The 15284-nt window shown below is 44.1% G+C and carries 15 protein-coding genes and 1 other annotated feature; of the genes, 4 read left to right on the top strand and 11 right to left on the bottom strand.

Annotation, left to right across the window (positions count from 1 at the left end; genetic code table 11):
- Window positions 1-16: 16 nt before the first annotated feature.
- Window positions 17-1240, top strand: a complete 1224-nt coding sequence (gene srmB / locus R7P80_RS22590) for an ATP-dependent RNA helicase SrmB (RefSeq protein WP_005381797.1) — start codon at window positions 17-19, stop codon at window positions 1238-1240.
- A 110-nt stretch (window positions 1241-1350) separates the two neighbouring features.
- On the opposite strand, the gene yaaA is transcribed toward srmB, so the two are convergent.
- Complete coding sequence (gene yaaA, locus R7P80_RS22585; protein WP_005381798.1) at window positions 1351-2127, bottom strand: peroxide stress protein YaaA; 777 nt, start codon at window positions 2125-2127, stop codon at window positions 1351-1353.
- A 110-nt stretch (window positions 2128-2237) separates the two neighbouring features.
- Window positions 2238-3671 carry an alanine/glycine:cation symporter family protein gene (locus R7P80_RS22580; RefSeq protein WP_005381800.1) on the bottom strand — a complete coding sequence of 478 codons (1434 nt, stop codon included), beginning with the start codon at window positions 3669-3671 and terminating at the stop codon, window positions 2238-2240.
- Window positions 3672-4392: 721 nt separating this feature from the next.
- Here R7P80_RS22580 and R7P80_RS22575 point away from each other — a divergent pair.
- Window positions 4393-4578 carry a DUF3545 family protein gene (locus R7P80_RS22575; RefSeq protein ID WP_005381805.1) on the top strand — a complete coding sequence of 62 codons (186 nt, stop codon included), beginning with the start codon at window positions 4393-4395 and terminating at the stop codon, window positions 4576-4578.
- A gap of 236 nt (window positions 4579-4814) precedes the next feature.
- Here R7P80_RS22575 and R7P80_RS22570 read toward each other — a convergent pair whose 3' ends face one another.
- The 3 genes from R7P80_RS22570 to nfo form a co-directional block, all read right to left on the bottom strand.
- Window positions 4815-5366: a hemerythrin domain-containing protein gene (locus tag R7P80_RS22570; RefSeq protein ID WP_005381807.1), complete on the bottom strand. Its 552-nt coding sequence runs from the start codon at window positions 5364-5366 to the stop codon at window positions 4815-4817.
- Window positions 5367-5479: 113 nt separating this feature from the next.
- Window positions 5480-6160: a uracil-DNA glycosylase gene (gene ung, locus R7P80_RS22565; protein WP_005381808.1), complete on the bottom strand. Its 681-nt coding sequence runs from the start codon at window positions 6158-6160 to the stop codon at window positions 5480-5482.
- A gap of 289 nt (window positions 6161-6449) precedes the next feature.
- Complete coding sequence (gene nfo / locus R7P80_RS22560; RefSeq protein WP_005381812.1) at window positions 6450-7334, bottom strand: deoxyribonuclease IV; 885 nt, start codon at window positions 7332-7334, stop codon at window positions 6450-6452.
- 326 nt (window positions 7335-7660) lie between these two features.
- Here nfo and grcA point away from each other — a divergent pair, with 326 nt between their 5' ends.
- Window positions 7661-8038 carry an autonomous glycyl radical cofactor GrcA gene (gene grcA / locus R7P80_RS22555; protein ID WP_005381814.1) on the top strand — a complete coding sequence of 126 codons (378 nt, stop codon included), beginning with the start codon at window positions 7661-7663 and terminating at the stop codon, window positions 8036-8038.
- 111 nt (window positions 8039-8149) lie between these two features.
- Here the strand turns inward: grcA and R7P80_RS22550 are convergent, their stop codons facing one another.
- The 5 genes from R7P80_RS22550 to thrL all read right to left on the bottom strand — a co-directional run bounded on the left by R7P80_RS22550 (window position 8150) and on the right by thrL (window position 13848).
- Window positions 8150-8809 (bottom strand): NADPH-dependent FMN reductase, encoded by a 660-nt coding sequence (locus R7P80_RS22550; RefSeq protein ID WP_005381816.1) that lies wholly within the window; start codon window positions 8807-8809, stop codon window positions 8150-8152.
- A 139-nt stretch (window positions 8810-8948) separates the two neighbouring features.
- On the bottom strand, window positions 8949-10229 hold the full coding sequence (thrC, locus tag R7P80_RS22545) for a threonine synthase (protein ID WP_005381818.1): 1281 nt from the start codon (window positions 10227-10229) through the stop codon (window positions 8949-8951).
- Window positions 10226-11182, bottom strand: coding sequence for a homoserine kinase (thrB, locus tag R7P80_RS22540; protein ID WP_206959440.1), 957 nt, complete (start codon window positions 11180-11182; stop codon window positions 10226-10228). The genes thrC and thrB overlap by 4 nt, the downstream gene beginning before the upstream one ends.
- Window positions 11183-11202: 20 nt before the next feature.
- Window positions 11203-13662: a bifunctional aspartate kinase/homoserine dehydrogenase I gene (thrA, locus tag R7P80_RS22535; RefSeq protein WP_225491976.1), complete on the bottom strand. Its 2460-nt coding sequence runs from the start codon at window positions 13660-13662 to the stop codon at window positions 11203-11205.
- 53 nt (window positions 13663-13715) lie between these two features.
- Window positions 13716-13835, bottom strand: a sequence feature (Thr leader region).
- On the bottom strand, window positions 13771-13848 hold the full coding sequence (thrL, locus tag R7P80_RS22530) for a thr operon leader peptide (RefSeq protein WP_074192076.1): 78 nt from the start codon (window positions 13846-13848) through the stop codon (window positions 13771-13773). It overlaps the preceding feature by 65 nt.
- 423 nt (window positions 13849-14271) lie before the next feature.
- Between thrL and R7P80_RS22525 the strand changes: the two genes are divergently transcribed.
- Window positions 14272-14742 carry a hypothetical protein gene (locus R7P80_RS22525; RefSeq protein WP_005381821.1) on the top strand — a complete coding sequence of 157 codons (471 nt, stop codon included), beginning with the start codon at window positions 14272-14274 and terminating at the stop codon, window positions 14740-14742.
- On the opposite strand, the gene R7P80_RS22520 is transcribed toward R7P80_RS22525, so the two are convergent.
- Window positions 14739-15221, bottom strand: coding sequence for a putative 4-hydroxy-4-methyl-2-oxoglutarate aldolase (locus R7P80_RS22520; RefSeq protein ID WP_005381822.1), 483 nt, complete (start codon window positions 15219-15221; stop codon window positions 14739-14741). The two genes, R7P80_RS22525 and R7P80_RS22520, sit on opposite strands and share 4 nt — an antisense overlap.
- Window positions 15222-15284 lie beyond the last annotated feature (63 nt).

The raw sequence follows: 15284 nt of genomic DNA, 5'->3' as shown, positions 1-15284 counted from the left end.
TTGTGGAGAACTCATTGTGATCAGAACCTTTGCTGAACTTGATCTAGACCAAAACCTACTTGAAGCCATTGAAGAGATGGGTTACGAACGCCCAACAAAAATTCAGGCAGAAGCGATTCCACAAGCGTTGGACGGTCGTGACATTCTAGCGTCAGCGCCAACAGGAACTGGTAAAACGGCCGCCTTCGTCCTGCCAGCATTGCAATACTTGCAAGACTTCCCTCGTCGTAAGCCTGGACCTGCGCGTATTTTGATCCTAACGCCTACTCGCGAACTGGCGATGCAAATTGCCGATCAAGCACGTGCTTTGGCAAAAAATACCAAACTCAACATTTTCACCATCACTGGTGGTGTTCAGTACCAAGAGCACGCCGACATCCTTGCAACAACGCAAGACATTGTGGTTGCGACACCTGGCCGTTTAAAAGAATACATTGATGCAGAACGTTTTGATTGTCGTGCAATCGAATGGTTAATCCTTGATGAAGCAGACCGTATGCTAGATATGGGTTTTGCTCCTACTGTCGATCGCCTATCTAACGAATGTCGCTGGCGTAAGCAAACCCTTCTGTTCTCAGCAACGTTAGAAGGGAAAGGCGTAGAAGGCTTTACCGCTGATCTGTTGAATGACCCAGCAGAGATCGATGCAAAATCGCCGCTGCGTGAGCGTAAGAAAATTGCTCAGTGGTACCACCGAGCTGATGATGCTGAACACAAACTGGAATTACTAAAACACATTATTACTCAGCAAGCTGAGCGCACTATCGTCTTTTTAAAGACTCGTGAGCGTTTGGCTGAGCTACGAGCGCAGCTTGAAAGTGCACAGATTCCATGTTCTTGGATTCAAGGTGAAATGCCGCAAGATCGTCGTAATAATGCGATTTCTCGCTTCCGCGATGGTACTGTGAACGTGCTGCTCGCGACGGACGTTGCTGCGCGCGGTATCGATCTTCCGGATGTATCACACGTTATCAACTACGACATGCCACGCACGGCTGATGTTTACCTTCATCGTATCGGCCGTACTGCTCGCGCAGGTAAGAAAGGTAACGCTATCTCAATCGTAGAAGCACACGACCAACCAATGATGGATCGCGTTGCACGTTACGTGAAAGAAGACATCAAAGAGCGTTTCGTGAAAGAGATGCGTCCTAAACACAAAAAGCCTGTGTTTAAGAAGAAAAAGAAAAAAGACGACAAGAAAAAAGTAGCGAAAAAGAAAACCGCTAAGAAGAAGTAATCTTGTTGGGGCCAAGTAGCTCAAGCTAGAAAATAACAAAGGGTTGGCAATGCCAACCCTTTTTTCGTTTGTGCTGATAGAGATTAACGTAGACTACGTCTCAATCAGCTTTATTTTTGCTCTTCGCGTTTAAATACTAACTCTGTTGGCGTCGATTCATCTTCCACAAAGTAGTAACCCGCCGTATCAAACTTAGCCAGGTCTGCTACGCTCTCAACACGGTTTTCAATGATGTAACGCGCCATCATACCGCGCGCTTTCTTCGCGTAAAAACTGATGACCTTGTATTGACCATTCTTACAATCTTTGAATACTGGCGTGATCACTTGCGCATCTAAATTCTTTGGCTTAACCGCTTTAAAGTATTCATTTGATGCAAGGTTGATAAGGACATTATCACCTTGAGCAGAAATCGCTTCGTTAAGCTTGTCCGTAATAACGTTGCCCCAAAACTGGTACAAGTTCGTACCCTTGTCGTTTGCAAGCTTGGTACCCATTTCAAGACGGTATGGCTGCATCAAATCAAGTGGTTTTAGTAAACCATAAAGACCCGATAGCATACGCAGATGATCTTGAGCATATTCGAAGTCCGCTTCAGATAAACTTTCGGCGTCTAGCCCTGTGTAAACGTCACCTTTAAATGCAAGAATGGCTTGTCGTGAGTTTTCCGTGGTAAACGTTTCACTCCACTCTTGGAATCGGCCCACATTTAAATCGGCAATCTTGTCGCTCACTTTCATTAAAGAGGCAACATCAGCAGGAGTCAGTTTGCGGCAAACATCGATAAGCTCTTTTGAGTATTCGACCAACTCAGGTTGAGTAAATTTTTCTGTCGCTAACGGAGACTCGTAATCAAGAGTCTTCGCTGGAGAAACTACGATAAGCATGACTTTCCCTTCTCTAATTTTGTTTTTAATAGGGTACAAAAAAAGCCATGCATTGTCTGCATGGCTTTTTACATCGTACTAATAGCTTTCAACTATGAGTGATAGCTCACTTAGTCTTTTTTATCGTTGTACCAAATGCCTTCTTCAAGCTGAGATTTCAGCTCTGGGAAATCATTCGCATCAAATGTTGGCACTTTGCCTTCACCAAGCTGGCGATTGTAATCTTTGGCCAGTTTAATCACGATGCCAGATAGCAAGATGATCGCCACCAAGTTGACTATCGCCATCAGACCCATAGAGACATCAGCAAGCGACCATACGACTGGTAACGAAGCTAGTGCACCAAACATCACCATACCAAGAACAATAACGCGGAAAATGCTTAAGCCCGCTTTATGATTGTGCTCTAGGAAGATTAAGTTCGTTTCAGCATACGAGTAGTTTGCAATGATTGAAGTAAACGCAAAGAAGAAGATTGCCACAGCAACAAAGATGCCGCCCCAATCGCCAACTTGTGAGCTCAATGCACGCTGAGTTAGCTCGATACCCGTCACTTCTGTTGCTTGACCGACATACTCACCAGACATCAGGATGATAGCCACTGTTGCAGAACAGATAACGATCGTATCCATGAACACGCCTAGCATCTGTACGTAACCTTGAGACGCTGGGTGTGGTGGGTAAGGTGTTGCTGAAGCTGCCGCGTTAGGTGCAGAACCCATACCTGCTTCATTCGAGAATAGACCGCGCTTGATACCGTTAATCATTGCCTGTGCAATTGCGTAGCCAAGACCACCTGCTGCTGCTTCTTGCAGACCAAATGCACTCTTAAAGATAAGCATCAATACATCAGGTAATTTCTCTAGGTTAGAGAACATGATGAACAGCGCTAGGGCTAGATAAAGTAGTGCCATGATCGGAACGATCATCTCAGCAACTCTTGCGATACGCTTGATGCCACCGAAAATAACAATTGCAGACAGTAAAACAACGGCAATACCGACATACAGGTTATTCCAACCAAATGCGTTGCTCATTGCATTGGCAATTGAGTTAGCTTGTACGGCGTTGAATACCAAACCAAAAGCGATGATTAGGAAAACTGAGAACAACACGCCCATCCAACGCATGCCCAGGCCTTTTTCCATGTAGTAGGCAGGGCCACCACGGTAGTTGCCATCATCATCTTTGGTTTTGTATAGCTGCGCCAGTGTGCTCTCAGCAAACGATGTTGCCATACCAAGCATTGCAATCAGCCACATCCAGAAGATCGCACCAGGACCACCCGCAGTCAATGCAACTGCAACGCCCGCCATGTTACCTGTACCAACACGTGCAGCAAGACTAGTACAAAGCGCTTGGAAAGAGGAAATACCAGCTTTGTCTGCTTTACGGCTGTTCTTAAGAACAGAGAACATGTGGCCGAAATGGCGGAACTGAATGAACCCTAATCGAACGGTGAAGTAAATACCAACACCAACAAGAAGATAAACCAGAATCGAGCCCCAGAGGAGATCGTTCATCAAATTGATTAAGTCTGTCATGTGTACCTCAAAGTGAGTTGCGCCAGTCTATGCGTCCTAGCCATCCACCAAATTGCCTGCTAAGTGTCAAAGTGTGCTTAGCTTTTTAAGTAATGTTTATGGGCAATCTAGAATCGTAAACGTCGCTTCATGCATCCATTTTACGTACCAGCGTATTTTTTGACGGGCGGATAATGCAACCTAGGAGCGCAAAAATCAATATGCAACAACATGAATAACATTGTTATTTTTCACTATAAAGTCACCAAAAAATAACATAAATAGAAGACTTAACACTCAAACTGCGCAACATTTCAATTACCAAACACCAACATAAATAATTATTCTTCATTAAATGGAATGGTAAACCGTATAAACAAGAACAAGCTAGTATTCACAAGGTGTTACATAAATTTACGCTAGTGACTTACCATCTAATTGAACACTATTTCATCAAACTGATTTTATGCAACTTTAACCTTTGCGCAGTACACCCATTCATCAAATCGAATTAACATAGAAAATCTCTCTATTTAATCGTTTTCTTGAGATCGTTTGTGCATTTTTTATCCACATCGTTGCAATAAAAAGTGTGATTTTGAGAATATTTTTGCACGAAAATGTCATGCTACCGACACAAATGCGAAATATATCATGGTTATTCTCACGGCTATTGTGGTACTTAAAAAACTCCACAAGGACTGGTTACAACAGTTTAGCTTAAGAAAGGTAAAGGTGGCTTATGGAAGGCTTTCAACTAGATGACATTTTTAATCTGGATACTACCTCAACAACCAAATCTCGTGCCAAACCAGTAAAGCGAAAGTGGCGTGAAATAGAAGAGATGAACGACAGACGCAATTTGCTTAAAGAGCTGCGCGAACTTGATGTCTGTACCGATTATAACTTGGAAGACATTAAACTCTAATTCAAACAAAAGGCACCTTACGGGTGCCTTTTGTTTTTTGTTTACAGTGACCGTAAACACCGTGAGTTTATGTACCAAGGTTTAAGTATGAATACCATTATTACTCAATGAGAATCTTCCGTACTTTTTGCCGAGAAATATGCACACTAAATTTTCGGTTGATTCCCAATAAATAAGAAATGTATCTCACAAACCCGAGAGACGGCTTTCGCTCGCTCAGGTTTCATCATTCAGTCTTAAACATATTCAGTATCACTTTGACGAACACGTTCGGCCAACTGCTTATAACGATCAGCAATCGTGTCACCAAACACAGGGTCATCCTCACTGACGCTCCATAAGCTCTCGACATGCTGCCAATCTTCTGTGGTAAATAACTCTTCAATGAGAGGCAAAATTTTTCGCTCTTCTAGCTCCAAGTGGTGCCTTTGCGATTCTATGAAATCTTCTAGGTGAGCGACAAACATGTCTTGTGGCACAACAGCATCCTGAAGGATCATCTCTATCACGGATGAAAACTCTCTGGTTTTACTCGCTAACTCTAGATGTTCTTTCTCTAAATTTTCCATGGTTTGTTGCTTACCATAGTGTTCAAGAAAGTGGTGATAGAGGATATCTTCTTTCGGGTGGTGTACTTTCTCCGAATGATTAGAGAGGTAATCAACAATCTCGCTTACTAACGCATAGTTGATTACACGTTCTTTTTTTATCTCATTAAGCTTATGGCGCAGTATCGCCAACAGACGAACCATATAACCATGTTCGCGTCGAATTCTTTCGATCATCATAGCGTCTCTCCTTAACACCTACTTTTAGTAAGTGTACATGAGAAATTTACTATCAGCCTCGAGCGTGCTCAAAAAAACAGCGATCATACCATCCATGATCGCTGTCTCTTCATTTATACCGTTAATGGCAAATGCCAGTTAATTGGTGCTTTTTCTTGTGATGTAAGCAACTGGTTTGCTTGAGAGAAATGCTTACAACCGAAAAAGCCTCGATGTGCAGAAAGTGGCGATGGGTGTGGGGCAGCTAACACATGGTGCTTGTTGCGATCGATAAAGCGCCCTTTCTTCTGCGCGTGTGCCCCCCACAGCAAGAACACTACACCTTCTTGATGCTGATTAATGGCTTCAATCACTCGGTCAGTAAACGTTTCCCAACCTGTCTTTGAATGTGAATGCGCTTTACCTTGCTCCACCGTTAATACCGTATTGAGTAACAATACGCCTTGTTCAGCCCAGCTTTGCAAAAAACCATGTTGAGGGATTTGGAAACCTTCAATATCTTGCGCCAGCTCTTTATACATATTAACCAGTGACGGTGGCGTTTTAATGCCAGGAAGTACAGAGAAACACAGGCCATGCGCCTGATTTGGGCCGTGGTATGGGTCTTGTCCTAGAATCACGACCTTAACGTCTTTGAACTCGGTAAAACGAAACGCGTTAAAGACATCTTTTGCGGGAGGAAAAATAGCTTTGCCTGCGGCGCGTTCGGCTTCAACAAAACTCAAGGTGTCTACAAAGTAGCTCTGCTTTTTCTCTTCGCCGATCACATCGTGCCAAGTGGGTGACTGATTCATGGAAAGTTCCTGTCCTAAATTTTGCTTCTATTCTAACGAGCGAAACTCAAACAAACAAAAACTTACCACGAACTTGAGACAAGTAATAAAAGACTAATGCTTCTGTGGCGTTCGAAAATGCCCCTGTCCGGTAATGTGACGATTAGGCATCGGTAAGCGAAGCACGCGACGAGTGTAAGCATAAGGAGTAAAAGAGAGTGGTCGAGACATATTGGCATCCTTCTTTGCTAATTCAGAGATTGATGTTCAATGACTAAGAAAGAAAGGTGCCAACTTTGTGGTTACGCCATTAACTGTCAATGGCCGCTAAATGGAATTGACGCAACGTGTTGATCTCTTGCTGCCAAATATCTGGATCAATTGTTTCTAAAATCAGAGGGATACCATCAAAACGAGGGTCTTTCGCGATGTACTCAAAGCAATCCCACCCGATCTCTCCTTTACCTAGAGAATGGTGGCGATCTACTTTGCTGGCAAACTCTACTTTTGAATCATTTAGATGCATTGCTCTTAAATAGTGCATACCTACGATACGGTCGAACTCTGCAAAGGTGCGCTCGCAATCTTCTTTTGTACGTAAGTCATAACCAGCCGTAAAGGTATGGCAGGTATCAATACAAACGCCGACACGATCTTTATCTTCCACTTGCTCGATGATTTCAGCAAGGTGCTCAAACTTCCAGCCTAAGTTAGTGCCTTGACCTGCCGTATTCTCGATAACAGCGATCACATTCGGCACCGCTTTATGCGCAAGATTGATCGACTCGGCGATCGTCGCGAGGCACTCCTGTTCAGAGACTTTTTTTAGGTGACTACCCGGATGGAAGTTAAGCAAAGTCAGCCCCAACTGATTACAACGCTCCATTTCATCAATAAATGCCGCGCGGGATTTATTCAGCTTTTCTTCTTCCGGCGCACCCAAGTTAATCAGATAAGAATCATGGGGAAGAATATGTTCTGCTCCGAAACCCAGCATTTTACAGTTCGCTTTAAACGCACTGATGGTTTTTACTTCTAAAGGCTTCGCCACCCACTGGCGTTGGTTTTTTGTAAATAGTGCGAATGCATTTGCGCCAATTTCACGAGCTCTCAACGGAGCTTGATCGACCCCACCAGCAGCAGAGACATGTGCACCAATGAGTTTATTCCCAAGCTTGTTTTTCATGTTTGTCATTTAATCACTTTAGACTTTCAGTATTGCTACCTAAATACAGATAGTTGCGTTAACCAGTTTAAACTTTAATCTCAATTTGTAGTAAATTTACAACAAAACAAGTTATTAAATATTTTTTATATTATCAAATAAATTGTAATTAGTTTGTTTTCAAAGGTTTTATTGATTTAACTCAATAAAATTACCTTAATAAAAATAATGTTTTTGGTTGTTTTTTGACTCAAATCAATATTAAAATAGTGGATATTAGCTATATAATACTCAGCTCAACGAAAATTCGAAAATTAACACCAATAATCACCACGTAAGTGGTCTAGGAGATAGTGATGATCCAAGGTATCCAAATTACAAAAGCGGCAAACGACGACCTACTAAACTCTATCTGGCTATTAGATAGCGAAAAAAATGAAGCTCGTTGTGTTGCTGCAACTGCTGGCTACGAAGCAGACCAAGTTATCGCAATCAGCGACCTAGGTGAATACGAAAGCCGTGAAGTTGCAATCGAAACTGCTCCTCGTATCGAAGGCGGCCAACACCTAAACGTGAACGTGCTTAAACGCGAAACACTAGAAGATGCAGTTGCACACCCAGAGAAATACCCACAACTAACTATTCGTGTTTCTGGTTACGCAGTACGTTTTAACTCGCTAACTCCAGAGCAACAACGTGATGTAATCGCTCGTACTTTTACTGAGACTCTATAATCTCTCAGTAAACTAGCTCGCTAGAATTTAAAAAGCTTGGTCAGCAATGACCAAGCTTTTTTTGTTTCAGAATCCTTCTAACCCCTTTCTATAGTGGAAAGCAACTCGCCTCTAAGGTGCATTTCTTTGCGAAGGATCTTTCTGAAACGCTTGCGCTACAGAGGTTGGATCAAGCCTATCTCTTTGCAGTGACGCCCCTTCTGCCCACCAAATCAATTGATGCATAGTGCGATTCATATAGTTGTCCCACTGCGTCTGCTCCGACTCATCCGCAGCAACGCCCTGTTCATCAAAGACTTCTTGCGCTTTCGGAATGTGGATCATCGCAGAGACAGGTAGACATCCAAGTTCAGATAAGAAGGTACGCATAGAAACGGCAGCTCTAACACCACCCCATTGTCCGGCAGAATAGGTCACGATAGCACTCGGCTTGTAAGAAAACAGCGAACTGCCGAAATGGTTAAGCATGTTCGCCAAAGCAGGACTCATCGAATGGTTATATTCCGGGCTAACCATCACATACCCATCCGCATGTTTGATTTTGTCTGCTAGCTCACTTAGGTGCTGCGGAACTTTAGAGCGGTGATAAGCAAACTCGGGCTTAAACACATCATCAAAGTCGTAATTCAAAGGGTCGATGATTTCGACCGTATGTTGCGAATGTTGACTCGCGATGAGTTTTTCACACGCTTTACTGACTCGCATTCCTAAACGGGCTGGTCGTGGTGGCGTGCTGTCTCTCACTGAGCCAAGAAAAATCAAAAAATGCATGCTTCTCTTTCCATCTCATTTAGTTAAGTTCGTTTCTCAATCATAAAGAGAGTCAAAACTTACCGACAATAAAAAAGGTGAATGATTACTCATTCACCTCTCGTTATTTCTGTTTTTGATACTTACTATACTTTGAAGCTTACTGCACGCGGCGCAGTACTTGTTTCAATGCGTCAAAGTCTGCGTCGAGCTCTTCCGATAGCAGCTCCATCGCAGCGTGCTTCGCTAGTGGCGCAGGAAGCTCGATATCGGATTCTAGAATATCATCCACGACTTCTTTGAACTTCGCAGGGTGAGCAGTACATAGGAACAGACCGGTTTCACCGTCTTGCAATTGTTCTTCAAGCACTCGGTAAGCAATCGCACCATGCGGTTCGCATAGGTAGCCTAGAGCATGTAAATCTTTCACTGACTGTGCGCTTTGCTCATCAGATACTGCGCCTTTACCTAACGTCTCCAAGCCCCACTCTTTCACGCGGCACAGCTCTTCAATACGAGGCCAGTTGTTTGGTTGGCTCACGTCCATCGCGTTCGATGTTGTTGCGACTGTTGGTTTTGGCTCCCACTTACCTGTTTCTAGGTAGCGAGGAACAGTGTCATTGGCATTAGTTGCCGCGATAAAGCGCTTGATAGGCAAGCCCAGCGCTTTTGCCAGTAGACCAGCAGTTAGGTTACCAAAGTTACCACTTGGTACTGATACCACTAGGTTTTCACGCTCTTGCTTGCTCATTTGCGCAGCTGCTTCAAAGTAGTAACAGATTTGCGCCATCAAACGGCTGATGTTGATTGAGTTTGCAGAGTTCAGACCGATCTCTTCACGCAGTGCTGAATCATCAAAAGCTTGCTTAACCAGTGCCTGACACGCATCGAAGTCGCCATCGATCGCGACAGTGTGAATGTTTTTACCAAGCGTACAGAATAACTTCTCTTGCAGTGGGCTGATTTTTCCTTTCGGGTAAAGAATCACAACATTGATGTCTTCCATACCGTAGAAAGCATGCGCAACGGCTGCGCCAGTATCGCCAGACGTTGCCGTCAGAATGGTGATCTTGCCGCCGTCCGAAACCGCAGCAAGAGATTGCGCCATAAAGCGACCACCAAAGTCTTTAAACGCAAGCGTTGGACCATGGAACAGTTCCAGTGCATAAACACCGTCTTTTACTTGGTTGATAGGCGCAGGGAATTGAAACGCAGCATCAACAAGGGCATTCACTTGCTCCTCTGTAAGTTCATCTCCAATTAACGCCGATAGAATCTTAGTGCTACGAGAGACAAAGTCTTCTGCAAGCAGCGCATCGATATCTTCAAATTTTGGTAATTCCGATGGGAAAAATAGGCCTTGATTGCGACCTAACCCTTGGCGAACGGCTTGGCCAAAGGAAACTTGTTCATCATTTTCTTTTATATTGTAAAGCTTCATAGCTCACTTCCTGTTACTTTCGAACCCTGCTTATCTAGACGACAAACGTGGACGAATCCTTCTTCGTTTTGTACGTAGTTTTGTTCTAACCAGCGAGCAACTCGCTCAGCGACATCTTTCTCTTTGCAAATACTGAACAGTGTCGGACCACTGCCAGAAATACCGGTTGCCAATGCACCCGCAGACGCTGCGTATTGACGTGCATTCGCAAAACCTGGAAGCAGTTTCTCACGATACGGTTCTGCGATCACGTCTTTGATCATTTTTGCAGCAAGTTCTGGCTGACCAGAATGACACGCATGAATAAAGCCCGCAAGGTGGCGACCATGAGCGATGATATCTTGTCGGCGGTATTGAGATGGTAGGATCTCACGCGCTTCCGCCGTTGATACCTTGATACCCGGATACGCCATCACCCAGTACCAATCATCAAAACAAGGCACTTTTTGACTGATGATACCAAGCTCTTCAAGCATCAACTGGACACCACCAAGGTAACACGGCGCGACGTTATCGTAGTGAATACCACCAGAGATTTTGCCTTCCATTTCCCCCATCAGTGCTAGCAGCTCAGTCTCATTCAGCGGTTGACCATGGAATCGGTTTAAAGCATCCAGCGCCGCCACGATAGAACATGCACTTGAGCCTAAACCTGAGCCTATTGGCATGTTCTTTTCTAGCGTCATTTCAAGTGGTTTTAGCTCAACACCTTTTTTATCTAGCTCGCGAGAAAACACGAGCCAACAGTCGTAGACGATGTTCTCTTTTGGTTCAGTTGGCAATTTCTCAACAAAATCACCCGCCGTTTTAAGGCTGAACGGATCAGCCCCAGATTTCACCAATACACGGTCACCCAATAGTGTGCCATCCACTGGAGACACGGCAGCCCCCAGCACATCAAAGCCAACGCTTACATTACCAATTGATGCTGGGGCATAAACCACTACATCCATATCACTTGAACTCATTATTGTTATACCCCTAGTTTCCAACCTAAAGTACGCATCACGTCAGAAAATACACCCGCAGCCGTTACTTCGGTGCCTGCACCATAGCCACGTAACACTAGTGGGATTGGCTGATAGTAACGGCTGTAAAATGCCAGTGCGTTTTCACCGTCCTTGATTTTATACATTGGATCGTTTTCATCCACCGCTGCGATGCTTACTGTGCACTTGCCCTCATTAATCTCACCAACGTAGCGCAGTACTTTGCCTTCTTCCGCTGCCTTTGCAGATAATTCTTTAAAGTAGGCGTCTGCTTCAGGTAAACGCGCCATAAATTCATCAACGCTACCAGAATCATCAAAACCTGGTGGCAGTGCTTGATCAACCACAACGTCTTCTAGTTCTAGAGACATGCCTGCTTCACGAGCCAGGATCAGAAGCTTACGCGCGACATCCATACCAGAAAGATCATCACGAGGATCCGGTTCAGTAAAACCATTTTCTTTTGCGATATTAGTTGCTTCACTTAGGCTCATACCTTCATCTAACTTACCGAAGATGTATGACAGAGAGCCAGAAAGAATACCGCTGAAGCGCTCTAGCTCATCGCCCGCTGAGATTAGGTTTTGCAGGTTTTCGATTACCGGTAGACCCGCCCCCACAGTTGTTTCGTACATCAGCTTGCGACGAGAGCTGCGCGCAACATCGCGAAGCTGATGGTAGTAAGCCATGCTTGCTGTGTTTGCTTTTTTATTTGGTGTAACGACATGGAAACCAGCAGCTAAGAAATCAGCGTATTGATTCGCGATATCTTCACTTGATGTACAGTCAACCAATACTGGGTTGATGATGTGGTTACGTTGAACCAAAGAAATCAAACGCGCTAGGCTGAACTCTTCTGTCGCTGCCGACATACGATCACGCCAATGATCGAGTGGAAGACCTTCACTATCAAGCAGAAGACCTTTGCTGTTTGCCAAGCCACACACGCGGATCACGATGCCTTTTTCCGCAAGCTTCGCCTGTTGACGCTCGATCTGATCCACCAGCTCACCACCAACGCCACCAATACCAACCACGAATACGTCTAAGAAGTGCTTAGAGTTGAATAGGTTTTCGTGACACGCTTTGATCGCTTCAGAGATTTTATCTTCAGGAATCACGGCTGAGATAGCACGCTCAGATGAGCCCTGTGCGATGGCTACAATGTTTACGTTCACTTCAGCAAGAGATGAGAAGAAGCGAGATGCAACACCGCGCGATGTACGCATGCCGTCACCAACCAACGTTATGATTGAAACATTATCAATAAACTCGACCGGCTCTAATAAGCTATCTTTCAGTTCCAACTCAAACGCATCGGCCAGTACTTGTTGCGCTTTTGCTTTATCTTCTGCCTCAATACAGAAGCTAATGCTGTACTCAGAAGAAGACTGAGTAATAAGAACAATAGACACACCAGCGGAAGACATTGCGCCGAACACGCGGCTTGCCATGCCAACCATACCCTTCATACCTGGGCCGGAGACGTTAACCATAGTTAGGTCGTTTAGCTTCGTGATACCTTTGATCGCCAGATTGTCTTCACCAGTGTCTTGCCCAATCAGAGTTCCTGCACCTTGTGGGTTAAAGCTGTTTTTGATCAGACATGGGATGTGGAACTGCGCGATAGGAGCAATGGTCTTCGGATGCAAAACGGAAGCACCGAAGTAAGAAAGCTCCATTGCTTCTTGGTAGCTAAGAGATTTAAGTAAGCGAGCATCTTCCACTAAACGAGGGTCGCAGTTGTATACACCGTCTACGTCAGTCCAGATCTCACAACAATCTGCGCGCAGACACGCCGCAAGAACCGCCGCCGAATAATCAGAGCCATTGCGACCAAGTGTTACCAATTCACCTTTCTCGTTACCTGCGGTAAAGCCAGGCATGATGTTCACATGACCTTGAGGAAGAGGATTCTGGCGGAAGTTCTGAGTCGAAACTTCAACATCGACCATGGCTTCAAGGTGATCACCTTTTGCGTATAGGTATTCAACTGGGTCGATAAGATGCGCAGGTTGGCCTTTCGCTTCAAGCACTGCCTTCATCAATTGAATCGAAACGCGTTCGCCTTTGCTAATAATACGTGCATTAACATTGTTTGGGCACATGCCAAGAAGATTGATGCCATGAACGAATTGGCGTAATTGAGAGAGAGAAGTTTTCACTTGGTTATCGAAAGCTGAACCATCGATATTGGGTAGTACTGCTTGGACTTGAGTGAAGAGCGTTTTAAACGACTCCTCCAACTCTTTGATTTGTAGTTCTGCTTCACCATTGCGCAATGCGCCTTCAATGACCGCAACCAATTTGTTTGTTGTTTTACCAGGAGCGGAAAGAACAACCGCCACTTCTTCTTGTTGAGCGTTATTGGCAATAATGTCTGCCGCTCTCAAAAAGCGATCTGCATCAGCTAGTGATGATCCGCCAAACTTCAATACTCGCATCCCTTCCTCCGGTATATCTTCTTAAATTTGTCTAAATTCTGGATAAAAAAGCATAAAAAAAGGCCTGTATCTTGTTGGATACAGGCCTTTTTTGTGAATTTCTTTCGCTCAGCAGCCTGCCCCAACATGTGTCGTGTCGGTAATAATAATGGTCGTGGTCATTACTACTAGGCTGTTAGATGGCATAAATAAATATTCAACGTTAATTGTGTTTGCTTAACTCTACGTTTACCGAGTTTCTGATACATAGTCAACAAAAAATTGTTTGTTTTTCCATCTTTCAGAGAATTCTGCTAAGCAATGTCATTGATATTTATAGTTAATTACACATTATTGATCATTTAAAAATCTACAGTTAGTTTTTGTAAAGGACTTAACCATCATCACCAGTTCGGTTTTTTATCTAATAACTAGTCTGATCTTTGCCATAAAACGTACGATCAAATAATTCGAGAGGGTTGTGACACATAACAACAACTTAACTGTGACTTATGTTCATAGGATCGAATTATTTAGAAAATAGGTGAGCTAGCTTTCATATTCTATGCTTTAATAGTGAGAAGCTTTGGGCGCATACTAATAAAAAAGTTGACACAAGGAGTGGTGAACATGAAAAGAGGGCTTTTTCTGTTGCTGTTTTTTGTGCCTGGTGTTTGTCTAGCAAACGAGCTTCCGCCGCTTCCAGGTAAAACATCCCCTTCTCCTCATAAACTATTCATTTCCAGCGACAGTTATCAGTCTGACAGTTTTGATGTTTGGAATATCGATACGGGTTACGCTTACGAACTTTTTGATTCGGTAGACGTTTATGTCGGTGCGCGAGTCAATAACTCTCCTACCAAAAATCAAAGTGGTTTTTTGAGTGGGATCAGCTATCACTTTAATGATCGTGTCACGCTGAAAAGTACAGTTCGCTCTTACAAGAACGAAACAGCGGAAGGTATTCGCCAAGACGACAGTAGCCTCGCGGCTGAAGTATCAAGTCGCGTAAAAATTACCGATAAACTGGATCTTCACGCGACTCTTGATTACCAAGATTGGCAACAAGGCTTTGAGGTTGGTTTAGGCTTTCGTTTTTAGAAGTCCAGCTTTTGCTTAGAAATCAACACACCGTTCCAGTCCGCGTAAACGTAGTGCTTAGGTTGAACGATTTGGTTTTGCATCGTTAAGGTTACGTTTACCTCTCCTATCCCGCGTTTCTCTGTTTTAAACGGGTTAGTTCCAAGAGCTTGAACGCCAATGTCCATTTGAGATATTTGTGCTACGTCGCGTATTGCACCATAGACAATGATACCTTCCCACCCATTTTCTATTCCGAGTATCGCTAATTGATCGCCGAGTAATGCTCTCTGACACGATCCATGTCCGTCAACAATCAATACTTTACCCGTTCCATCTTCGCCCAGTACTTCACGCACTTTCGAGTTATCGTGATAGCAGCGCACCGTAACGATTTCACCGTAAAAAGCGCTACGTTGACCAAAGTTCTGCAATGGTAAAGTAAGCAAGCTCACTTGGTCTTCAAATTGGTCACAAATATCGGGTGTAATGTCTCTCATATTTCCTCCGTGAATTTTCTCACCCAAGCGGTGCTTCAGTGAGCAGTATCCTTTTCTATACCT

The sequence above is a fragment of the Vibrio sp. 2092 genome, from assembly GCF_033339635.1.
Lineage (GTDB): Bacteria > Pseudomonadota > Gammaproteobacteria > Enterobacterales > Vibrionaceae > Vibrio > Vibrio alginolyticus.
This window is presented reverse-complemented; position numbering and strand designations above follow the sequence as displayed.